Origin of the sequence: Paenibacillus chartarius (genome assembly GCF_042432825.1) — a bacterium.
GTDB classification, from domain to species: domain Bacteria; phylum Bacillota; class Bacilli; order Paenibacillales; family NBRC-103111; genus Gordoniibacillus; species Gordoniibacillus chartarius.
In genome coordinates this window covers 143,625-165,411 of sequence record NZ_JBHLWN010000031.1, presented here as the reverse complement: position 1 = coordinate 165,411, position 21,787 = coordinate 143,625, and the positions used below count along the sequence as shown (strand labels likewise).

At 57.2% G+C, this 21,787-nt stretch carries 18 protein-coding genes; 15 read left to right on the top strand and 3 right to left on the bottom strand.

Features of this window, described 5'->3' with window-relative positions; genetic code table 11:
• Positions 1-51 precede the first annotated feature (51 nt).
• From ACFFK0_RS08775 to ACFFK0_RS08765, 3 genes are read left to right on the top strand one after another with little or no spacing between them, the layout of a single operon-like run.
• Positions 52-1,014: a cation diffusion facilitator family transporter gene (locus ACFFK0_RS08775; protein ID WP_377469740.1), complete on the top strand. Its 963-nt coding sequence runs from the start codon at positions 52-54 to the stop codon at positions 1,012-1,014.
• A 33-nt stretch (positions 1,015-1,047) separates the two neighbouring features.
• Complete coding sequence (recJ, locus tag ACFFK0_RS08770; protein ID WP_377469739.1) at positions 1,048-3,486, top strand: single-stranded-DNA-specific exonuclease RecJ; 2,439 nt, start codon at positions 1,048-1,050, stop codon at positions 3,484-3,486.
• The gene (locus ACFFK0_RS08765; RefSeq protein ID WP_377469738.1) at positions 3,483-3,995 is read left to right on the top strand and encodes an adenine phosphoribosyltransferase; all 513 of its coding nucleotides are present in this window, start codon (positions 3,483-3,485) and stop codon (positions 3,993-3,995) included. The genes recJ and ACFFK0_RS08765 overlap by 4 nt, the downstream gene beginning before the upstream one ends.
• Positions 3,996-4,182: 187 nt before the next feature.
• Here the strand turns inward: ACFFK0_RS08765 and ACFFK0_RS08760 are convergent, their stop codons facing one another.
• The gene (locus ACFFK0_RS08760; protein ID WP_377469737.1) at positions 4,183-4,758 is read right to left on the bottom strand and encodes a Uma2 family endonuclease; all 576 of its coding nucleotides are present in this window, start codon (positions 4,756-4,758) and stop codon (positions 4,183-4,185) included.
• A gap of 178 nt (positions 4,759-4,936) precedes the next feature.
• Between ACFFK0_RS08760 and ACFFK0_RS08755 the strand changes: the two genes are divergently transcribed.
• From ACFFK0_RS08755 to ACFFK0_RS08735, 5 genes are all read left to right on the top strand, one after another.
• Positions 4,937-7,123, top strand: coding sequence for a RelA/SpoT family protein (locus tag ACFFK0_RS08755; protein ID WP_377469736.1), 2,187 nt, complete (start codon positions 4,937-4,939; stop codon positions 7,121-7,123).
• Positions 7,124-7,138: 15 nt separating this feature from the next.
• On the top strand, positions 7,139-7,582 hold the full coding sequence (gene dtd / locus ACFFK0_RS08750) for a D-aminoacyl-tRNA deacylase (RefSeq protein WP_377469735.1): 444 nt from the start codon (positions 7,139-7,141) through the stop codon (positions 7,580-7,582).
• Positions 7,583-7,681: 99 nt separating this feature from the next.
• On the top strand, positions 7,682-7,861 hold the full coding sequence (locus ACFFK0_RS08745; protein WP_377469734.1) for a hypothetical protein: 180 nt from the start codon (positions 7,682-7,684) through the stop codon (positions 7,859-7,861).
• A 117-nt stretch (positions 7,862-7,978) separates the two neighbouring features.
• The gene (locus ACFFK0_RS08740; protein WP_377469733.1) at positions 7,979-9,544 is read left to right on the top strand and encodes a coproporphyrinogen III oxidase; all 1,566 of its coding nucleotides are present in this window, start codon (positions 7,979-7,981) and stop codon (positions 9,542-9,544) included.
• Positions 9,545-9,579: 35 nt separating this feature from the next.
• Positions 9,580-11,532: an FAD-dependent oxidoreductase gene (locus ACFFK0_RS08735; protein WP_377469732.1), complete on the top strand. Its 1,953-nt coding sequence runs from the start codon at positions 9,580-9,582 to the stop codon at positions 11,530-11,532.
• Positions 11,533-11,621: 89 nt separating this feature from the next.
• Here the strand turns inward: ACFFK0_RS08735 and ACFFK0_RS08730 are convergent, their stop codons facing one another.
• Entirely contained in the window at positions 11,622-12,056 is a 435-nt protein-coding gene (locus tag ACFFK0_RS08730; protein WP_377469731.1) for a hypothetical protein, read from the bottom strand.
• Between the two features lie 369 nt (positions 12,057-12,425).
• On the opposite strand from ACFFK0_RS08730, the gene ACFFK0_RS08725 reads away from it, so the two are divergent.
• The 5 genes from ACFFK0_RS08725 to ACFFK0_RS08705 all read left to right on the top strand — a co-directional run bounded on the left by ACFFK0_RS08725 (position 12,426) and on the right by ACFFK0_RS08705 (position 17,568).
• Positions 12,426-12,743: a winged helix-turn-helix transcriptional regulator gene (locus ACFFK0_RS08725; protein WP_377469729.1), complete on the top strand. Its 318-nt coding sequence runs from the start codon at positions 12,426-12,428 to the stop codon at positions 12,741-12,743.
• Positions 12,744-13,141: 398 nt separating this feature from the next.
• Positions 13,142-14,392: a histidine--tRNA ligase gene (gene hisS, locus ACFFK0_RS08720; protein ID WP_377469728.1), complete on the top strand. Its 1,251-nt coding sequence runs from the start codon at positions 13,142-13,144 to the stop codon at positions 14,390-14,392.
• Positions 14,393-14,407: 15 nt separating this feature from the next.
• Positions 14,408-16,186 carry an aspartate--tRNA ligase gene (aspS, locus tag ACFFK0_RS08715; RefSeq protein ID WP_377469727.1) on the top strand — a complete coding sequence of 593 codons (1,779 nt, stop codon included), beginning with the start codon at positions 14,408-14,410 and terminating at the stop codon, positions 16,184-16,186.
• A 15-nt stretch (positions 16,187-16,201) separates the two neighbouring features.
• Complete coding sequence (locus ACFFK0_RS08710) at positions 16,202-16,951, top strand: tRNA threonylcarbamoyladenosine dehydratase (protein ID WP_377469949.1); 750 nt, start codon at positions 16,202-16,204, stop codon at positions 16,949-16,951.
• A gap of 122 nt (positions 16,952-17,073) precedes the next feature.
• The gene (locus ACFFK0_RS08705) at positions 17,074-17,568 is read left to right on the top strand and encodes a spore coat protein (protein WP_377469726.1); all 495 of its coding nucleotides are present in this window, start codon (positions 17,074-17,076) and stop codon (positions 17,566-17,568) included.
• A 75-nt stretch (positions 17,569-17,643) separates the two neighbouring features.
• Here the strand turns inward: ACFFK0_RS08705 and ACFFK0_RS08700 are convergent, their stop codons facing one another.
• Positions 17,644-19,104: a catalase gene (locus ACFFK0_RS08700; protein WP_377469724.1), complete on the bottom strand. Its 1,461-nt coding sequence runs from the start codon at positions 19,102-19,104 to the stop codon at positions 17,644-17,646.
• Between the two features lie 649 nt (positions 19,105-19,753).
• Here ACFFK0_RS08700 and ACFFK0_RS08695 point away from each other — a divergent pair.
• Both ACFFK0_RS08695 and ACFFK0_RS08690 read left to right on the top strand, forming a co-directional pair.
• Positions 19,754-21,070, top strand: a complete 1,317-nt coding sequence (locus tag ACFFK0_RS08695) for a replication-associated recombination protein A (RefSeq protein ID WP_377469723.1) — start codon at positions 19,754-19,756, stop codon at positions 21,068-21,070.
• Positions 21,067-21,636 carry a hypothetical protein gene (locus ACFFK0_RS08690; RefSeq protein ID WP_377469722.1) on the top strand — a complete coding sequence of 190 codons (570 nt, stop codon included), beginning with the start codon at positions 21,067-21,069 and terminating at the stop codon, positions 21,634-21,636. The genes ACFFK0_RS08695 and ACFFK0_RS08690 overlap by 4 nt, the downstream gene beginning before the upstream one ends.
• The last annotated feature ends 151 nt before the right edge of the window (positions 21,637-21,787 follow it).

Below are 21,787 nucleotides of genomic sequence, written 5' to 3'. Positions count from 1 at the left end.
CCGCGCACTTGTTTGCCGCGGCTCTCCAACTTTATGACCCGTTGTAGAGGAGTGGCCTTATTGACAGACGATCGTTTCCGCAATGCGGAGTACGCGGCATGGGTCGGTATCGTCGGTAATCTTGCTCTAGTCTTGGCGAAAGGCACGGTCGGCTGGCTGGCTAATTCCAAAGCGCTCATGGCCGACGCCGTGCATTCGGCATCGGACACAGTCGGTGCGATCGCCGTATTGACCGGTATCCGCGATTCCAAGCGCAATCGAGACAGAAACCAAACCATAGGTCAAAGCAAAGCAGCGCCTGTCGCAGCAATTATCGTTACCGTTATTCTTATGCTATTCGCTCTGGAGATCGGCATATCCTCAATCAAGGCGCTTTATGCCGGTGTCACCGAACCGCCGGAGTGGTCGGCGTTCGTCATGCTGCTGATCTCGGTCATCGTCAGGGAGACGATGTTTCGATACAAGTTCAGGCTCGGAACGAAGATGAAGAGTCAGGCATTGATCGCCAACGCTTGGGAGCATCGTTCGGACGTTTATGCGTCTTTAACGGCGGCTATTGGGGTATTGGGCGCGATTCTTGGCGGGATTCTTGACATGCCCTGGCTTTATGTCCTGGATTCGGCAGCAGGGCTCGTTGTGTCTTTTCTTGTGCTCAAGACGGGATATAGCTTGATTAAGGAAACCGTCTCGCCATCGCGTGACGAGACGCTTCGGCGCGAAGACGAGCAAGAGCTGCTGCAAGCGGTTCATCGGGTGAAAGGCGTCATTACGGTTGATGAACTCCACGCCCGGGAGCAAGGACATTACGTGATCGTCGACATGAAGATCAGCGTGAATCCGCGTATCACCGTCATGGAAGGCCATGATATAGCCAAGACGGTCAAACATATGCTGATGACCCGATTTATTCATGTTGCCGACGTGTTCATACACGTTCATCCATACGACCCGGGGTATCCGTACAAGAATAATGTCGATCCGCAGCAAGACGATGCTCCTACGCTGCTGCATTAATTTGAACGTTCGTAAGGCGAGGGGAAATTCATTTTGTTAAGTTCAAAGTCACGCTGGCACCTTGGTGTTGCGGATGAGCAGGCTGCTGCCGAGCTTCAGAGGGAGCTGGGACTTGAACCGCTCGTCGCCCGCATTTTGACGATGCGGGGGATCGATACGGTCGAAGCGGCCAGGTTGTTTTTGCAAGGCGGGAAAGAGCATTTTCACGATCCGTATTTGCTGGATGGCATGAACGTAGCGGTCCTCCGCATCCGCAAGGCCCTTGCGGAAGGGGAAAAAATTCGCATTTACGGCGATTACGATGCCGACGGCGTCAGCTCGACCTCGCTCATGATTATGCTGTTGAGGAAGCTGGGGGCGAATTTCGATTACTATATTCCGCATCGGGTAAAGGAAGGCTACGGCCTTAATAACGCCGCAGCCGACAACGCCCGGGATAACGGCGTCAAGCTGATCGTTACGGTTGATACCGGTATTAGCGCCGTTGAACAAGTGGAGTACATTCAATCGCTGGGTATCGATGTGATCGTTACGGATCACCACGAGCCGCCGGAGAAGCTGCCGTCCGCGCTTGCCGTCATCAATCCGAAAAAGCCGGGCTGTCCGTATCCTTACAAGCATTTGGCCGGCGTCGGGGTCGCGCTTAAGCTGGCCCATGCGCTGCTTGACCGGCTGCCGGAGGAGCTGCTGGAGCTGGCGACGATCGGGACGGTTGCCGACCTGATGCCGCTGACCGGGGAGAATCGCCTGATCGTCAAGTTAGGCTTGGAGCGGATGCGGGCGACATCGTATCCCGGCATCGATGCGCTGCTTGCCGTATCCGAGATCGATCGTAAGGAAGTCAATGCGACGCACGTCGGCTTTGCGATCGGTCCCCGGATCAATGCGAGCGGCCGGCTGGAGGCTGCGGATACGGCAGTTCGGCTGCTGACGGCTGCGGATTTATCTATTGCCGAGCCGCTCGCCTTTGAGCTGGATGCTTTGAACAAGGAGCGCCAGCGAATTGTGGAGGAAATGACGAAGGAAGCGCTGGAGATGGCGGGCGAGCAGCGCGGACGAGGACGCAACGCTCTCGTACTCGCGAAGGAAGGCTGGAACGTCGGGGTCATCGGCATCGTCGCTTCCCGGGTCACGGAAACATTTTACCGGCCGACGGTCGTGATGGGGATCGATCCGGAGACGGGGATGGCCAAAGGCTCGGCGCGGTCCATTGCCGGGTTCGATCTGTACCAGGCGTTAACGCATTGCAGCGAGTGGCTGGATCATTACGGCGGCCATCAAGGAGCGGCAGGGATGTCGCTGCACGAGGAGCATATCGGCGCCTTTGCGGCTAAGCTCGATGAGCTGGCGTGCTCATGGCTTACCGCCGAAGACTTCGTCCCGATCGCCAAGGCGGAGCTCGCCTGTACGCTGGAAGAGGTCACGGTGCCGTTCATCGAGCAGCTGAATCAGCTGGCGCCGTTCGGGATGGGGAATCCGACGCCGCGCTTTTTGTTCACGAACCTTCGCATGGAAGAGCAGCGCCTGATTGGCCGCGATAAGCAGCATCTGAAGCTCGCGGTCGCCCAAGACCAGGACGGAACGGGCCCGTCGTCGGCGGTCGTCGATGCGGTAGGCTTCGGCAAAGGAGCGCTTCTCGCTGCGATGTCGCCGACCGCGAAGCTCGATGCTTTGGCCGAAGTGTCGATCAACGAGTGGAACGGGAAGAGGAAGCCGCAGCTGCTGCTGCAGGATATTCGCATACCTCACATTCAAGTGTTTGATTGGCGGGGGCGAGGGCAAAGGCTGGAGGCCCAGCTGAGCGAAGCGGCGAAGGCCGGGTGCCGGCCGGCGCTGATCGTACTCCAGCCGGGCAGGCTGCCCGGGATTTCCGAGGATGTGCCGATCTGGCTGTACGACGAAGGGAGCTGCAGGCTCCGGCTGCTGCCTGGCCTGGTCGATGCCGGCGAAGCTGAGGCTGGGGGTCCCGAGCGGCTGACGGAGGTCGTTCTGGTCGACATGCCGCGCCGCTTGGATGCGCTGGAGGAGCTGTTCGCCCAGCTTCCGTCTTTACAGCGAATTTTTGTCGTTTGGCGGGAAGAAGGCGGAGGCTCGTCTACGATTGCGATGCCGCCGAGAGATTCCTTCAAGTCCGTCTATGCGACGCTGCTTCAACAGAACGGCGGCGCCGGCCCGCCGTCACGCGAGGTCAAGGAGCTTAGCAGGCGAACCGGACTGTCGCCGCAGATGGTGGAATTTATTTTGCAAGTATTTGAAGAGCTGGGCTTTGTGCGTGCCGTCGGAGCCGGAAGTTATGCGGCCGTGCCGTCCCCGGCCAAGAAAGAGCTGACCGTCTCGCAGCTGTACCGGGAACGGCAGCGGCGGGAAGAAGCGGAGCGGTTCTGCACCTATACGGCAACGAAAGAGCTGGAAGCCTGGATCATCGATAAAATCGCGCGCCCGACAAAGGCCGCATGGGAGGAAGTTATATGAATTTTAAAGATTATGTTCGCGTTATTCCCGATTTCCCGCAGCCGGGAATCCGCTTTAAGGACATTACGACGCTCCTGAAGGACGGACCTGCATACCGCGCCGCAATCGACGAAATCCGCAAGCTGGTGGCGCATCACCAGATCGATTTGATCGCAGGACCGGAGGCGCGCGGCTTCGTTATCGGCGCACCGCTCGCTTACGCGCTCGGTGTCGGCTTCGTGCCGATCCGCAAAAGCGGCAAACTGCCCGGCGAAACGATCGAAGCGGACTATGCGCTGGAATACGGCAAAGATAAGCTGTCGATGCATAAGGATGCGATCGCTCCGGGCCAGAAGGTGCTGATCGCCGACGACCTGCTCGCTACCGGCGGTACGATTCAAACGTCGATCAACCTCGTGCGTCAGTTGGGCGGCGACGTAATCGGCGCGGCGTTCCTGATCGAGCTCTCGTACCTGCAGGGCCGCGATAAGCTGGACGGACTCGATGTCGTTTCGTTGATTCAATATTAAGAGATTTACGAAAAAACCTGATGATCGCTCGGCGCTGCCCGGGCGGTGCATCAGGTTTTTTGTGACCATATCTGAAAGTATAAAATTCGCAATGCGAATTGGGCCTTCTGATTGGCGATAAAAACTTCCGCCAAACGCGGTCGCTCATCTTCGAAAGTACTCCGATAAGCGTTTTTCTCATTTTCCATTACTCCGCAAACACCGTCTCCAGCGCGACGCCAAGCCCCGGTAGTATGCCGACCTCAATCGTATCCTTTACGCCGCCAAATTGAGTAAGCTCATAGCTTCCCCGGTCATTCAGGCCATATACCTGCACTATCCGGTCGAGCGGAAATACGACCCAATATTCCCGGACACCCGCCCGCTCATAAAGACGAAGCTTGCGAACGAGATCATGCTTCGGATTGCTTGGCGAGAGAATCTCCACTACGAGATCGGGAGCGCCGCGGCAGCCTTTGTCGTCCAGCTTGTTCCGGTCGCAGATAACGGACAGATCGGGCTGTACGACGGTCATCACTTGCTCGTCGGGTTCATCCCCGCGCGGCAGCCGGACATCGAAGGGAGACATGTACACTTTGCAGGACTTGCCTTGTAAATATGTCCAAAACTGTCCATGCAAAGCGCCCAATATCTCCTGATGCCTCCGATTCGGCGCCGGCGACATATTGTGCATGACACCGTCAATGAGCTCTACGCGTTCTTCATCCGGCCATGTACAGTAGTCAGCATACGTATACAAGCGTTTTTCCAACGGCATGCTCATCGCCGCCACCTCCACTATGCTTCTCATCCGTATTATACCCCGCACTGAAACAGCCGAGCAATGCTCCGGCGCCATCCGTGCCGCGCGATTCCTGTCGAACCCGTTCTACTCAGCCTTGACGGGGCCCCCCATGCAGGCGCATAATGATTAAAAATCGATAAAATGAAGGGAAGCATCCATGGGAATTGAGCAGCTGCTGGAGAAGGCGGGAACCTACCTTAAGGAGGCGGATTTGGAACGCATCCGCGAGGCGTATGTATTCGCCGACCAGGCTCATCACGGCCAAGTCCGCAAATCGGGAGAACCGTATATCCTGCACCCGCTCGCCGTGGCGGACATTATCGTCAGCATGCAGATGGACGTGACGTCCATTATTGCGGCGCTGCTTCACGATGTCGTCGAGGATACGACCGTATCGCTCGAAGTCGTGAAGCAACGGTTCGGCGACGTATGCGCGATGCTGGTTGACGGGCTGACGAAGCTGGAGCGGATCAAATTTAAGTCCAAGGAAGAGCAGCAGAACGAGAATTACCGGAAAATGTTTGTGGCGATGGCCCGCGACATCCGCGTCATTCTCATTAAGTTGGCCGACCGGCTTCATAATATGAGAACGTTGAAATACCAATCGGAGGAAAGCCAGCGCCGGATCTCGGAAGAGACGCTGGAAATTTTCTGTCCGATTGCGCACCGGCTCGGGATGTCGGCGATCAAGTGGGAGATGGAGGACATCTGCCTGCGCTATATGAATCCGCAGCAATATTACCGGATCGCCAACATGATGCAGAAGAAGCGCGCCGAGCGCGAGCAGTACATTCAAGAGTGCATTACGACGATCCGCGAGAAGCTCGAGGAGATGGGCATCCAAGGCGATATTTCCGGCCGTCCGAAGCATCTGTATTCGATTTACAAGAAAATGACGTCGCGCGGCAAACAGTTCAACGAAATTTACGATTTGCTGGCGATTCGGGTCATCGTTGAGAATATGAAGGACTGCTACGCTTCGCTCGGTATCATTCATACGCTCTGGAAGCCGATGCCGGGCCGCTTCAAGGACTATATCGCGATGCCGAAGCCGAACATGTACCAGTCGCTGCACACGACCGTCATCGGGCCGAGCGGAGAGCCGCTGGAGGTGCAGATTCGGACCAGCGAAATGCACCGGACGAGCGAGTACGGGATCGCCGCCCACTGGGCGTACAAGGAAGGCGCGATGGTGCCGTCCGGCTCGTTCGAGGACAAGATGAACTGGTTCCGGGAAATTCTCGAGCTGCAGAAGGAAACGACGGATGCGGCGGAATTCATGGAATCGCTGAAGATGGACTTCTTCACCGATCTGGTGTATGTCTTTACGCCGAAAGGGGAAGTCATCGAGCTGCCGGCGGGGTCGGTTCCGCTTGATTTTGCCTATCGGATTCATACGGAAGTGGGGAACCGCACGATCGGCTCGAAGGTGAACGGGCGTATCGTCCCGCTGGATCATCGCTTGAAGACCGGCGATATCGTGGAAATTCTCACCTCGAAGCATTCCTACGGGCCAAGCCCGGACTGGATCAAGATCGCTCAGTCGTCGCATGCCCGTTCGAAGATCCGCCAGTGGTTCAAGAAGGAGAAGCGCGAAGAGAACGTACTGAAGGGCCGCGAAGCGATCGAGCGCGAGCTGAAGCGGCTCGGCTACGAGCCGGCCGAGCTCATGACCGAAGAGAAGCTGCTGGAGGCGGCCAAGAAGTATACGTTCAACGATATCGAGGACATGCTGTCGGCGATCGGCTTCGGCGGCATCACGGCGGCGCAAATCTGCACGAAGCTGACCGAGAAGCTGCGCCGCGAGGCGGAGGAAGCGCTGACGCTGCAGCAGCTGACCGCCGAAGTGAAAGACTCGAAGGCGCCGGCTGCGGAGAAGAAGTCTCGTGCGGCGAGCGGCGTCAAAGTGAAAGGCATCGACAACTTGCTGGTTCGATTCGCACGCTGCTGCAACCCGGTGCCGGGCGACGATATCGTCGGCTATATTACGCGCGGCCGAGGCGTCTCGGTGCACCGCTCCGACTGTACGAACATCCCGATCGCTCTGGGCGAGGAAGGAAACCGGGTGATCGAGGTGGAGTGGGCGGAAGCAGTCGAAGCCAGCTTCAATGTCGAGATCGAAATTACCGGCCACGACCGGCGCGGTCTGCTCAACGAGGTGCTGCAGGCCGTGTCGGAATCGAAGACGGTCATGTCGGCGGTCTCGGGCCGCTCGGACAAAAACAAGATGGCGCAAATTCATATGACGATCTTGATCCGGAACATTGACCATCTTCACAATGTCGTGGAGAAAATCAAGCGCGTAAAGGACGTGTATTCCGTACAGCGCATTATGCAATCATAGGAGCGTCGCGGATAGATGAAAGTAGTCGTACAACGAAGCAAAGCGGCAAGCGTCACCGTAGACGGGAAGGTCGTCGGAAGCATCGGGCAGGGGCTCGTGCTGCTCGTCGGCATTACCCACGAGGACACCGAGCAGGACGCCAAATATGCCGCCGACAAAGTTGCGGGGCTGCGAATTTTTGAAGACGAATCCGGGAAAATGAACTTGTCGGTGCTGGATACCGGCGGCGCGATCTTGTCGGTTTCGCAATTTACGCTTTACGGCGACACCCGCAAAGGAAAGCGTCCGAACTTCATGGCGGCAGCCAGACCCGAGCAAGCGCTCCCGCTGTACGAGCGGTTCAACGAGCTGCTTCGCGAGCAAGGGCTGCATGTGGAGACCGGGGCATTCGGCGAAATGATGGACGTGTCGTTTACGAATTGGGGACCGGTGACCTTAATCGTCGACAGCAAGGCCTAATGTGCTGCAAACGGGCGCGGACGGCGGGTTAACGGTTATTTTGCCGGGAAATGGGGGATGCTAGAAACGAGTCATCTAGGATGGAGGAGACAAGTTTCGATGCGCAAGTCCCCCAAACAAGCTCGTCTGACACAGCCCGACGTGCAGCTGCTGCAGCCTTCGTACTCGGAGGCGTTCGCGCTCACCGCGTCGGCGTCAGGAGATGTCGAGCTCGGCATGGAGTACACGTCCGTTAGCGAGCAGAGGAAGCAAGCGGCGAACCCTCCGGTTCGGAAATAACAAGCAGGTTGAACCAGTCCCTCTCGGGTTGTCCGAAGAGGGACTTTTTCCGTTTGGGACCGTTTTGTGGTACACTATGTGAGGAAATTCGGGACGAATCGTAAGGAGAGGGCTTACTTGAATATCGGATTATCGCGTGTCGGACTCGAAAACATTTCCTCGGAAATATTTCACCTGCATAAGCTGTTTTTCGAAAATGCGACACTGGTGGAATCGGAAGACGACAATGTGAAACTTAATTATAAATGGCTCGTCTATATCCATGAGGATCGTCAAAAAGTGGCGGTACGCGTAAAGCTCGAGAAGCTCGGCGGGGACGCTGCGGAGGCGTGGGAGCGCAGCGCCGAGCTGAAGATCGGCACCGCTGCGGACGGACGCAAGCGGGCCTTTCGCAAGGCGGTATGCTCGGCCATGCTGCAGGCGCTGCAGGATGCAACCGGCTTGGAGCAGCCTTGGGGCATTTTGACCGGAGTCAGGCCGACGAAGCTGATGCACAATTTGCTGCAGAAGCATGACCGCAGCGAGGCGAAGCGGATCGTCATGGAGGAATACCTCGTGACGGAGAAGAAGGCGGAGCTGCTTACCGACATCGCCGAACGGCAGCTGAAGGTCATTCCCGACTTGTTCGCGCTGGATCGGGAAGTGAGCATTTATATCGGCATTCCGTTTTGCCCGACCAAATGCGCCTACTGCACATTCCCGGCCTACGATATTCGCGGCAACAACGGCTCGGTGGCGTCGTTCCTGGAAGGGCTTCACTATGAGATTCGCGAGACGGGCCGCTGGTTGCGGGAAGCGGGACTTGATGTGACGACGATTTATTGGGGCGGCGGAACGCCGACGAGCATCGAAGCGCACGAGATGGACGCCTTGTTCGAGACGATCCGCGAATCGTTCCCGGATCTGTCGAAGGTACGCGAGCTGACCGTGGAGGCCGGACGGCCGGATACGATTACGCCGGACAAAATCGACGTCATGAAGAAGTGGAACGTCGACCGCATTTCGATCAATCCGCAGAGCTTCACGCAGGAGACGCTCGATGCGATCGGCCGGCATCATACGGTGAAGGAAACGGTGGAGAAGTTCAAGCTGGCCCGTGATATGGGAATGAACAACATTAACATGGATCTCATTATCGGTTTGCCGAACGAAGGCATGGCCGAGCTGGAGCTGTCGCTGGCGGAAACCGCAAAGCTGCTGCCGGAATCGCTCACGGTACATACGCTGTCGTTTAAACGCGCCTCGAAGATGACGAAAAATCGGGACGAGTACGAGGTTGCGGAGCGGGATGAAATCGGCGATATGATGGCCCGGGCGACAGCTTGGACGGAGGAGCATGGCTATGTGCCGTATTACTTGTACCGGCAGAAGAACATTCTCGGTAACCTGGAAAATATCGGGTACGCCTTGGAGGGCCGCGAGAGCTTGTACAATATCCTCATGATGGAGGAGCGGCAGACGGTCATCGGGCTGGGCTGCGGAGCGGTGTCGAAGGTGCTGTTTCCGCGTGCCGCAGGTTCGGAAGAAGAGACGGACGGCCAAGCGCCGCAGCGCATCGAGCGTTTTCCGAATCCGAAGGAACCTAGCGTGTACAATTCGGCGTATAAGGAATACGTGGACAAGAAACTGAAGCTGCTTGGGGAAGCTTACGGAACGGGAGCGGAAACGTTAACCGAAGTGTAGGCTGCAGCGAAATTATAGCGTTGGCGGGAGGATTTATGAATCAATCGAGTCATGGGAGTAAGCTGTCGAAAGGGAGAATGCTGCTGCTGGCAGCGTTGGTTGTCATTATTGCTGCGGCTGCGGCGGGCGCGTACTGGTACCAGAACCGCCATGTCGCCAGCAAGCCGGGGGAACCGCAGAGGCTGGAGCTGGTGCAATCCGTCAAGAATGTGAAGGACAGCTACGATTTGATCGTCGTCGGCACCGACCCGGAGGGGATTACGGCAGCCGTATCGGGTGCCCGCAACGGTCTCAAGACGCTGCTCGTCGACGGACGCGACCGGACCGTACTGGGCGGATTGATGACGGTCGGATGGCTGAACAGTCTGGATATGGTGACGGAACGCAACGCACTCGGTCAGGATGAAATTTTGAATAAAGGCTTGTTCAGCGAATGGTTTGGCCAAATCGAGGGCGATTCGTTCGACGTGACGACGGCGGCGAATGCGTTCTACGGCATGGTCAAGAAAGAGCCGAACATCGACCTGCTGATGAAGGCGAAGGCGATCGAGCCGCTGACGCAGCCGGGCGCGAACGGAAACGCCGACGTGCAGGGCATCAAGCTGACGAAGGCCGACGGCTCGTCGCAGACAGTCAAGGCGAAGGCGGTCATCGACGCGACGCAGGACGGCGATATTGCCGCTGCGGCCGGGGCGCCGTTCACGTACGGCCGCGCCGATATGGGCGACGCCAACGCCAAGATGCCGGTTACGCTCGTCTTCAAGCTGAAGAATGTTACTCCCGACGTATGGGCGCAAATTCATAAGCGCCTGACCGGAGACAACAACCCGGACACGAACGCAACGGAAATGAGCGCAGCCGGCTACGGCGATATGAAGGACTATCCGTCGACGAACAAGGAGAAGGTCGCGATGCGCGGCCTCAATATCGGGCGCCAGAACGACAACACGATTCTCATTAACGCTCTGCAAATTTTCCATGTCGACGGGCTGGACCCGAAGCAGCTGAAAGAAGCGATCGAGATCGGCAAGAAGGAAGTGCCGCATGTCGTCGAATATATGAAGAAGAAGTATCCGGAATTTGCCGGGGTCGAACTGGCCGAGGACGGTTATGCGCCGGAGCTGTATGTGCGGGAGACGCGTCATTTTCAAACGGAGTATCGGCTGAACATCATCGACTTGGCGGAAAACAGAGACCAATGGGACCGCGTCGCATTCGGCTCGTACCCGGTCGACATTCAGCGGCTGTCCTATCAGGACTACGGTTCCGTCGTTATGGACCCGATCCGGTTTGCGGTGCCGTTCCGCAGCTTGGTGCCGCAGAAGGTGGACGGACTGCTTGTCGTCGGCCGCACAGCCGGCTACGATTCGCTGCCGCACGGCTCGGCGCGCGTCATTCCGGTCGGGATGGCCGAAGGCGAGGCGGCGGGAGCGGCGGCGAAGCTGGCTGCGGATAACGGCATCAGCTTCCGCGACATGTCGAAGTCCAAGGAGCTCATCGCGAAGCTGCAGGATACGCTGAACAAGCAGGGTATGGATTTGAAGCCGTATACCGTCAAGCCTCAGCCGTATATGGAGCACAAGGCGTACCCCGGACTTAAGGCGGTGTTGACGCTAGGACTGGTTGGCGGCGGCTACGGCAACGATTTCAAGCTGAACGATATTGCGAATCCGAAGCGGATGGTTAACCTGGTTAACGGCGCCAAGAAAATGAAGCCGGCAGCATTCCCTGTCGACGCCAATGCTGCGATATCGGGCATGACGGATTCCGATAAGAGGCCGCTCACGCTCGACCAAGCCGCCTATACGGTTGCGACGGCGCTCGGGATGAAGACGAAGCCGGAGGAAGCCGTGCAATTGCTGCTCCAGGACGGCAAGCTCAAGCAGAGCAGCTTGGCGCTGATTGCCGACAAAGCAAAATTGACGAATGGAGATACCTATCTGCTGATTAAGGATGTCCGAGAGGCGGTTACCGGTCTCAGCATTTGATTGTTAGACGATAGAAGCCATCCGCTTGCGCCTTATGCGCTTCGGATGGCTTCTACGTTTGCAGGCGGTCCAGGAAAGCGGGCTTTGCGTTACTCGGTTGCCTCGGCAACGTCTTCGTTTCCGTCCCCGGCAGGAGCTGCCTCGGCCTCGTCGCTGTCGTCAGCCGACTCTTCTTCCGCTACGCCGTCGTCCTCGTCTGCCGCCGCCTCTTCGCTAGTCTCGTCGTCGCTTTCCCCGCCGGATTCGCCTTCGCCGCTTTCTTCGCTGCCGTCGACCTCATCGCTGTCGGCCTCATCGTCATCGGCTTCGTCGCCATCATCGTCCCCGCCGACATCGTCTACGCCATCGTCGCCGCTGTCAGCTTCAGCATCTTCCTCTTCCGCGGACTCGTCGCCGCCGTCAGCCGTTTCTTCAGCAGCGCCATCTTCTTCAGCCGGCTGTTCGACAGGAGCGTCGTCTCCGGCATCTTCCTCGAGGCGGAACGGCAGCAGTTGTTCTTCTGTGTGCGTCCATGCTTCGTTCATGGGTTTATCCCTCCTTCGTATGGTGCAGGGCTGCCCCTGCAAAGCTATTTATATGTTGAAAGGGTTTTCATATTCATAGCTCGAATTATGTAAAATAATTTCCAACTCTGTAATGAAATTGTAATCTTTTTATCATGGACCATTAATGTTCTGCGCCTATAATAAAACTCGACCCCCTTTTCAATATAGTTTCACCTTGAAGGCTCGCAGCCCGATGCTGCGGGCCGATTTTTTTTTGACGCTTGTACGAATAGCGCCTCCTCTGGAAGAGAAAGCTATGGGCGTAAATACGAGTAAAAACTTACTTTTCCCAAGCTCCTATGGTAAAATGAAATCAGCGACGCATTAAGCCCGAGGGAGTTGACGAACATGGGAGATCATCACGATTCGCAGCTGTGCCCGAAATTCGAAACGGCGTTCGAGCTGCTCGGCAAGAGATGGACGGGACTGATTATCCGCGTGCTGCTCAGCGGACCGAAGCGCTTCAAAGATATTTCCGATCTCATTCCGAGCATGAGCGACCGGATGCTGTCGGAACGCTTCAAAGAGCTGGAGGCAGCGGGGATATTAATTCGACACGTTTATCCGGAAACGCCGGTGCGGATCGAATACGAATTGACGGAGAAAGGCCGCGGCTTGGAGACGGCGATGAACGAGCTGCAGAAGTGGGCCGACAAGTATAACTGAACGATGCCGTTCAGACTTGACAATAAGTGACAAGTTCATTTAGAATATCAATATTGTAACACGATAGTTCTGTAATCCGTTGAAGGGATGAAGTAGTTCGCCTTCGCTTATGCAGAGAGGGAAGCCGCCAGGCTGCAAGCTTCCTTAAGCCGAACCGAACGAAGGACCTCCCGGAGGACGAACGGGGAATGGCAGGGGCAATGCCCGGCTGCTTAGTAGCCGTTCGCGCGGGCGAGCGTTATTCGCAGTAAGTGCGGAGCGTTGTTGGAAAGCCGGAAGGTTGAGGCTGAGCTCCGAATTGGCGGGTGGTACCGCGGGTGATTGTATGTTCAATCTCTCGTCCCTAGCATGAGCACTAGGGGCGGGGGATTTTTTATTTTCCGATGGAGGTGGCGCTAGTGAAGATTCAGAAACCGACGGGAACGCAGGATATACTGCCCAGCGATGTGGAGAAATGGCAGCTGATGGAAAATAAGGCGCGGGAGCTGTGCCGGCGCTACCATTATAAAGAAATCCGGACGCCGATCTTCGAGCATACGGAGCTGTTCGTCCGCGGCGTCGGAGAGACGACGGACATTGTCGAGAAAGAAATGTACAGCTTCGTTACGCGCGGCGACGATCAGGTGACGCTGCGTCCGGAAGGAACCGCCGGCGTCGTGCGGGCTTATGCGGAGAACAAGCTGTACGGCGAGCCGGATATTGCCAAGCTGTACTATATCGGCCCGATGTTCCGTTATGAGCGGCCGCAGGCCGGGCGGTACCGCCAGTTCCACCAGTTCGGCATCGAAGCGTTCGGCTCGACCGATCCGGGCATCGACGCGGAGGTGATCGCATTAGGCTACGCGTTTTACCGGGAGCTTGGCCTTCGTGACGTGACCGTGGAGATCAATTCGGTGGGAACACCGGAAGTCCGCGCCGCTTATCGCGCTCAGCTGCAGGATTTCCTGCGGCCGATGCTCGGCGAGCTGTGCAAGGACTGCCAGTCGCGCTTCGACCGCAACCCGCTGCGGATACTGGACTGCAAGGTGGACCAGCATCGGTTCGAGGGAGCGCCGTCCATTCTGGATGCACTTGATGAAGAATGCTCCACGCACTTTGCCAAAGTGCGCGAGCACTTGACGGCGATGGATATTCCGTTCCGCATCAATCCTCGGCTTGTACGCGGGCTGGACTATTATACGCACACCGCGTTCGAGTACAAGGCGGCCGGCATCGGCGCGATCGATACGATCGGCGGCGGCGGGCGCTACAACGGGCTCGTCGGCCAAGTCGGCGGTCCGGATCAGCCTGGCGTCGGTCTCGGCCTCGGACTGGAGCGGGTGCTGCTCGTGCTTGCGGCGCAGGGTGTCGAGCTTCCGGCGGAGAAGCCGCTCGACGTTTACTTGATCGGTCTTGGTGAAGCGGCGGACAGCGCTTTGGCGCGGATCGCCTACGATCTGCGCGGAGCGGGACTGCTTGTGGATAAAGATTATACCGGCCGCAAGATGAAGGCTCAGATGAAGTCGGCGGACCGGTTTCGTGCGAAGTTCGTAGCGATTCTCGGCGATGACGAGCTGGCACAAGGCACGATAACCGTCAAGACGATGGCGACAGGCGAACAAACGCCGGTACCGCTCAGCGGACTGGCCGAATATTTAAAAACACATTAAGGGGATGAATTCACAATGATGCTCAAAACTCATCACTGCGGTACGCTGAGCAAAGCTAACGTCGGCGAGACCGTCATTCTGAACGGCTGGGTACAGCGCCGACGCGACCTTGGCGGGGTTCTATTCATCGACCTGCGCGACCGCTCCGGTATCGTACAGATCGTGTTCAACCCGGATTTCTCGGGCGACGCACTGGCGGTAGCCGACCGGGCCCGCAACGAATACGTACTGGCGGTTAAAGGCCAAGTCGTCCTGCGCGATCCGGAAACGGTCAACGCTAACCTGGCGACGGGCGAAATCGAAGTCCGCATTACCGAAATCGAAATTATGAATGCGGCCAAGACGCCTCCGTTCTTCATTGAAGACGACGTGGAAGTGGATGAAACCATCCGCCTGAAATACCGTTATCTCGACCTGCGCCGTCCGGAGATGCAGCGCACGCTGATGCTCCGTTCCAAGGCGGCCAAGGTGTTCCGTGATTACCTTGACTCGAACGGATTCATCGATATCGAAACACCGATTTTGACGAAAAGCACGCCGGAGGGCGCACGCGAATATATGGTTCCGAGCCGCGTGCATCCAGGCGAATTCTTCTCCCTGCCGCAGTCGCCGCAAATTTACAAGCAGCTGCTGATGGTATCGGGTCTTGAGCGCTACTACCAAATCGCCCGCTGCTTCCGCGACGAGGATCTGCGCGCCGACCGCCAGCCGGAGTTTACGCAGGTGGACATCGAGACGTCGTTCCTGTCCCGCGATCAGCTGCTGGATATGCTGGAGGAGCTCGTCGTGAAGCTGATGAAGGAGACGGCCGGAGTCGACATTCCGCGTCCGTTCCAGCGCATTACGTATGCCGATGCGATGGGCAAGTACGGCTCCGACAAGCCGGACCTCCGCTTCGGCCTGGAGCTCGTCGACGTCAGCGATCTGGTGGCGAACAGCGGCGTGAAGGTGTTCGCGCAAGTCGTTGCCGGCGGCGGCGAAGTGAAGGCGATCAACGCCAAAAATTGCGCGCACTGGAGCCGTAAAGAGCTGGACGACCTGACTCCGTTCGCGGCGCGCTACGGCGGCAAGGGTCTCGCCTATATTGTTGTGAAGGACGGCGAATGGAAGGGCCCGATCGTGAAGTTCTTCTCGGAGGAAGAGATTGCTGCGCTGCGCGAGCGCCTCGGCGCCGAAGAGGGCGACGTGCTGCTGTTCTCCGCCGACAAGAAGAAGGTCGTTGCCGACGTACTCGGCAATCTGCGCCTGAAGATCGGCAAGGAGCTCGGCCTGATCAACGAATCGGAATTCAAGTATGCGTGGGTTGTCGACTTCCCGCTGCTCGGCTGGGATGAAGAATCGAAGCGCTGGGTCGCCGAGCACCATCCGTTTACCCGTCCTATGGACGAAGACCTCGCTCTTCTGGACACGAATCCGGGAGCGGTGCGCGCCCAAGCGTATGATCTCGTGCTGAACGGCTACGAGGTCGGCGGCGGCTCGATGCGGATTTTCAAGCGCGAGGTTCAGGAGAAGATGTTCGCTGCGCTCGGTATGAGCACAGAAGAGGCTTACGAGAAATTCGGCTTTTTGCTGGACGCCTTCGAATACGGCACTCCGCCTCATGGCGGCTTCGCGTTCGGTTTTGACCGCCTCGTGATGCTGATTACCGGCCGGACGAACCTTCGTGAAACGATCGCCTTCCCGAAGACGGCAAGCGCGACCGATTTGCTCATGAACGCACCGAGCGAGGTCGATCCGAAGGAGCTGGAGCAGCTCTCCATCCGCGTCGCGCTCAAAGCGCCGGCGGCGAAGTAGGAGGCAGCGACTATGGTGCTGCATCAATTCTCGCGCACGGAGCTGGCGATCGGTCCGGAAGGGCTGGAGGTGCTCAAAGGAAGCACCGTTGCCGTGCTCGGCATCGGCGGCGTCGGCTCGATCGCCGCTGAGGCGCTTGCCCGTTCGGGCGTCGGCAGGTTGATTCTGATCGACAAGGACGTCGTTGACATCACGAACATTAACCGGCAGATAATGGCGCTTACGACGACGGTCGGTCAGCCGAAGGCGGAGCTGATGCGCGACCGGATCAAGCTGATTAACCCGGATTGCGACGTTACGGCGCTGCGGATGTTTTACACGGAAGAGACGTATGAGCAGGTGTTTGCATACCCGCTCGACTATGTGCTGGATTGCTCCGATACGATTTCGTACAAGATCCACTTGATCAAACAATGCCTGGAGCGCAAAATACCGATCATCTCCTCGATGGGGGCGGCCAACAAGATGGACCCGACGAAGTTCCAAGTGGCTGACATCTCCAAGACGAGCGTCGATCCGCTGGCGCGTGTCATCCGTCACAAGCTGCGTAAGGATGGTATCAAAAAGGGCGTCAAAGTGGTGTTCTCGACGGAGGAGCCGCTGAAGCCCCGCGTCGACGTGACGCAGCGGATCGTCCCGGAGAACGCGCCGGAGATCCGCAAAGCCCAGCAGCCGCCGGCTTCGAACGCGTTCGTGCCGCCGGTCGCCGGACTGATAATGGTCAGCGTAGCCATCCGCGAGCTTCTCGCTAAAGCAGGTCTGTAAGCATGAAAAAACCTTAGTCGATCCAAGGCGGTCGGCTAAGGTTTTTTGCTGCGTGTCCCCCGTTCTCTAATCACTCCTGCAGGCATATGGTTTAGCAAACCGATGAATGGGAGTGTGTAAGAGTGGAAGAGAATCCGAGATATCCGAAGCATCTCGCCTGGCACGAAACGCTGGAGCTGCATGAGCTCGTTTCTTTTCAATCCGGACAATTGATTTCGTTCAAGAAGAAGCTGCCGTCCATCCATGATCCTGCGCTCAAAAGCTTGTACGCGGAAGCGATCCGCAGCATTGAAAATAACTTGCATGAGCTGCTTCGCTTTTACCCGCAGGCGCCTGTGGCGGACCACCGGGATAAGGACGACGTGGAGCCGCTTGCGGCGGAATCCGGACAGCTTCTCGGCTTCAGCAAGACGGCGGTACGTAATTATGCGACTGCGATTACAGAGACGGCGACGCCGAAGCTGAAGATGACCTTTGTGAAGCATTTGCACGGTGCGATTGCACTGCACGGAAAGGTGTTCGCCTTCATGTATGAAAGAGGCTATTATCCAGCCTATGATCTGAAGCAGCTGCTGGCGGGCGATATGGCTAACGCTCAGAAGGCGCTTAAGCTGTAAACAAAGGACCATCCATGACGGCGAAGTCAATGGATGGTCTATTTGCATAGCCGGAACCAGTGCGGCTTGAAGGTATTATTTTCGCTGCAAATGAGCGGTATAAGAGCTGATATCGATGCCGAGGCTGTCGGCCAGACGCTGTCCGTACTCGGCATTCGCGCGGTAGAAGTTGCAGATCGCCAGCAGCTTCGTGCGCTCGGAAACAGGGCCCAGATCGGCGGACAGGTTGCGGATGAGCGCATCCTTCTCGGCATCGGAATAACGCTGCCATACTTGCCCCGCTTGACCGAAATCGTTCGTTTTCTCGATCTTCGTACGGGCGGCGAGCCCGTTCACCGGAGTGCCTTGCTCCCTATAGGACGGGTCTTGCTTCGGCGTATCCTGATAACGGTTCGGTTCGTAGTTGATGTGATGGTTTTGCTGCTTCACCGCCATCGCGCCGTCCCGCTGGTTGTTGCTCACCTGCGCGAACGGGCAATTGATCGGCAGCTGCATGTAGTTCGTTCCGATCCGGTAGCGCTGCGTATCCGAGTAGGAGAATAGACGGCCCTGCAGAAGCTTATCCTCGGACGGCTCGATGCCGGGAACGACGACGCCTGGATTGAAGCCGACCGACTCCGTCTCGGCAAAGACGTTGTCCGGGTTGCGGTTCAATGTCATCGTGCCGACGAGCCGATAAGGAATCAGGTCTTCGAACCAATCCTTGGTCGGATCGAGCGGGTCGAAATCGAAGCTGTCGATGTCGGCCGGGTCGAGAATTTGCACGAACAGGTCCCATTCCGGATAGTCTCCGCGTTCAATCGCTTCATAAAGGTCGCGGCTGGCGTGATTGAAATCTTTGCCTTGAATCGCTTCCGCTTCGGCGGCGCTCAAATTTTTGATTCCTTGCTTCGGCACCCAGCGCAGCTTGATGTACACATAGTTGCCGGAGGCGTTTATCCACTTGAAAGCGTGCACGGATGAGCCTCTCATCTGACGATAGTTGGCGGGAATGCCTTCGTCCGTGAACAGATGCGTGAGCATATTCGTCGATTCCGGAGTGAGCGACATGAAATCCCAATACCGGTCCGGATGCTGCAGGTTGTTGCGCGGATCGGGCTTCAGCGAATGGACCATATCCGGGAACTTCATCGCATCGCGAATGAAAAATACCGGCAGGTTGTTGCCGACAAAGTCGTAGTTGCCTTCCGTTGTATAAAATTTTACCGCAAAGCCGCGGGGATCGCGCAGCGTCTCCGGCGAGTGCAGTCCATGGATAACGGTCGAGAAGCGGACGAACACAGGGGTTTCGATGCCCGGCTCCTGCAGGAAAGCGGCCTTCGTATAACGCTTCATCGAGTTTATGAGCTTGAACGTGCCGTGTGCGCCGGCGCCGCGGGCATGAACGACGCGCTCCGGTACGCGTTCACGGTCGAAGTGGGCGAGCTTCTCCAGCAGCTGGTAGTCCTCCAGCAGCGTTGGGCCGCGTTGGCCGGCTGTTTTGGAGTTTTGATTATCGCCGATTGGGACGCCTTGATTTGTCGTTAGTCTGTTCATGGTATGCAGCTCCTCGTATGTAATCATTTTTATTCGAGAATTATTATCATTGGATATAGAGTAAAGGAATTTTATGTGATAGTCAATATTAAATTATAATTATTATAAATAATTGAATTTGGCTCTTCGTTGCGATCCATGAACTAAATACCAATAACCCAACGCCTATGCGGTGCGGACCGGGTTTAGCTGCGCTTCTAGCCGGTTGATCGGCTTCAATACGGACTACCGATATGTGGCGGCGGCGCGGGGAATCATCCTCCGCAGAAGGCGAGATTGCAGCGCATCAACCTCCTCCGAAAGCGTATGTACAAGCCGCTCACGCATTGCCGCGTTCGTTCCTGGCAGGACCCATCTACCCGCTGCATCCGTTTCAATGAAATAGGCCAGCTGCATCAAAATAAGAACAAACATAAGACATGTAACCGCATGCAAATCATGCTGTCCCCTGCCCTCAACAATAATCAAGATTTGATTAAGTGTTTCCTGTCCGGTTTGCGTTAAACATATTTTCCGGCCGCCGAGCGGGAGCTTGGACGAATAATAAAGGAGGATCAGAGCTTGCAGCAGGGGAAGCACTGCTTTTGTGCCGCCGGCGTTGTATAATAGAGCTTGGTTCTTATTTATGAAAATAAAGGTGCGAATTGAAATGGACTTATTCTCATACATGGAGCAGTCCCGTCCCGGCTCGCAGCTGCTGGCCGACCGGATGCGTCCGGTGACGCTTGACGAATATATCGGCCAAGAGCATATTGTCGGACCCGGCAAGCTGCTGCGGCGGGCGATTGAAGCCGATCAAGTCAGTTCCATATTGCTGTACGGACCGCCGGGAACGGGAAAGACGACCTTGGCGAACATTATATCGAATCGTACGAAAGGGGCCTTCGTCAAGCTGAACGCCGTGGATGCGTCGGTGAAGGACGTTCGCGACGTGATCGAGCAGGCGAAGGCGAACAAGCAGCTATACGGAACGAAGACGATCTTGTTCCTGGACGAGGTGCACCGCTTCAATACGTCGCGCCAAGATGCGCTGCTGCCTGCCGTCGAGCAGGGGATCATTATTTTCATCGGGGCGACGACCGAGAATCCGTTCCACCACGTGAACGGAGCGCTTTTGTCGCGGTCGACGCTGTTTCAGCTCCAGCCGCTTACGTACGAGCATGCGCTTCTCGCGATGCGGCGCGCGCTCGCCGACCGTGAACGGGGGCTCGGCGATTTGCCGGTTCAAGCCGATGAGGACGGCCTGCTGCACATTGCGCGCATGGCGAACGGAGACATCCGCCGCGCGTTGAACGCGCTCGAGCTTGCAGCGCTGACGACGCATCCTGATGCGGACGGTACGATCCGCATTACGCTGGAGGTGGCGGAGGAATCGATCCGCCGCCCGACGGTAAAGGCCGACGAGTCAACGCAGTACGACGTACTGTCCGCCTTCCACAAGAGCGTGCGCGGCTCTTCCGACGCGGCGCTGTTCTGGTTCTTGTACGCGGTCGAGAAGCTCGGGATGGATCCGATGACATTCCTGCGCCGGCTTATCGTCGCCTGCTCCGAAGATATCGGTCTCGCCAATCCGCAAGCGTTAGTGCAGGCGGTGACGGCGATGGACGCATACCATAAGATCGGCTGGCCGGAGTCTCGTTATATCGTGGCGCAAGCCATATTGTTCGCCGTGGAAAGCCCCAAATCGAACTCGATACCTGTCGCGGTCGATCGGGCGCTGCAGGCAATGGAGCGGATGAAATCGGCGGAAGTGCCGCTCCATTTGCGCGATGCGCATTACAAGGGCGCCGAGAAGCTCGGCCATGTCGGCTACAAATACCCGCATAATTACCCGGGGCACTATGTTCGTCAAGACTACTTCCCGATTGGGCATGAGCATATGGTGCTGTTTGAAGCAAGCGAGCAGGGGATGGAGGAAAAAATGCGGCAGAACCAGCTTCGCCGCCGCGGAGGTGGAGCGGGATGACATTGCAGCGGACGCTTGCCGCTGTTGTCCGGGCGCTGCAGCAGGCCGGCGTAACTTGGGCGGTCGGCGGGTCGGCGCTGCTGGAGCGGCTCTCGCTTCTGGACGGCGATGTCCGTCCGGGCGACCTCGATATCGTTGTCGCTTTGCCTGACACCGATCGGGCGCTTGCCGCTCTTTCGGCGTTAGGCACATGCGAGAAGGGAGAGCCGAAACCGCCTTTTATGACACGGTATTATTACCGGTTTCGTATTGACGGCTGCGATGTGGACATGCTGGCCGGCTTTCGCGTCGAGCATGAAGCCGGTGTGTTCGAGCTGCCTTTCGACGAGTCGGCGGTCGAGGTGACGGAGGGTCTGCCTTTGGGGATGGCGGCGGATTGGTGGCTGCTGTACAGCTTGATGCCGTCCCCTTCCCGGCAGGCCAAGGCGGGAAAGCTGTACCGCTTGATGGAGATTGAACCGCAGCATTTCAACTCCCATCGGCTGCGGGCGTTAATGGAGCAGCCTTGGCCGGAGCGGCTGCGCAGTCAGGCGCTGCGGCTTTTGGAGCTGGCCGGCGATTCGTAAGCCTGACCTGCGCTTCTGAGGCATGTAGCTTGTTAAGCGTAGTATCCGGTTCGTAAAAAAGGACTTAGAAGGCGTTATTTTTGTGCGATACCGATTTCAGCCTCAAATAGCGGATTTCAGAACCGTTACATGATTGAGAATCCGGGGAAAT

What these genes read in the sequence shown, in the direction of transcription:
- ACFFK0_RS08735 (WP_377469732.1), top strand. Translation starts at nt 9,580, where the DNA reads ATGAATCAATCGAGTCATGGGAGTAAGCTGTCGAAAGGGAGAATGCTG.
- ACFFK0_RS08725 (WP_377469729.1), top strand. Translation starts at nt 12,426, where the DNA reads ATGGGAGATCATCACGATTCGCAGCTGTGCCCGAAATTCGAAACGGCG.
- ACFFK0_RS08755 (WP_377469736.1), top strand. Translation starts at nt 4,937, where the DNA reads ATGGGAATTGAGCAGCTGCTGGAGAAGGCGGGAACCTACCTTAAGGAG.
- dtd (WP_377469735.1), top strand. Translation starts at nt 7,139, where the DNA reads ATGAAAGTAGTCGTACAACGAAGCAAAGCGGCAAGCGTCACCGTAGAC.
- ACFFK0_RS08760 (WP_377469737.1), bottom strand. Translation starts at nt 4,758, where the DNA reads ATGAGCATGCCGTTGGAAAAACGCTTGTATACGTATGCTGACTACTGT.
- ACFFK0_RS08765 (WP_377469738.1), top strand. Translation starts at nt 3,483, where the DNA reads ATGAATTTTAAAGATTATGTTCGCGTTATTCCCGATTTCCCGCAGCCG.
- aspS (WP_377469727.1), top strand. Translation starts at nt 14,408, where the DNA reads ATGATGCTCAAAACTCATCACTGCGGTACGCTGAGCAAAGCTAACGTC.
- ACFFK0_RS08690 (WP_377469722.1), top strand. Translation starts at nt 21,067, where the DNA reads ATGACATTGCAGCGGACGCTTGCCGCTGTTGTCCGGGCGCTGCAGCAG.
- ACFFK0_RS08695 (WP_377469723.1), top strand. Translation starts at nt 19,754, where the DNA reads ATGGACTTATTCTCATACATGGAGCAGTCCCGTCCCGGCTCGCAGCTG.
- ACFFK0_RS08700 (WP_377469724.1), bottom strand. Translation starts at nt 19,104, where the DNA reads ATGAACAGACTAACGACAAATCAAGGCGTCCCAATCGGCGATAATCAA.
- ACFFK0_RS08730 (WP_377469731.1), bottom strand. Translation starts at nt 12,056, where the DNA reads ATGAACGAAGCATGGACGCACACAGAAGAACAACTGCTGCCGTTCCGC.
- ACFFK0_RS08745 (WP_377469734.1), top strand. Translation starts at nt 7,682, where the DNA reads ATGCGCAAGTCCCCCAAACAAGCTCGTCTGACACAGCCCGACGTGCAG.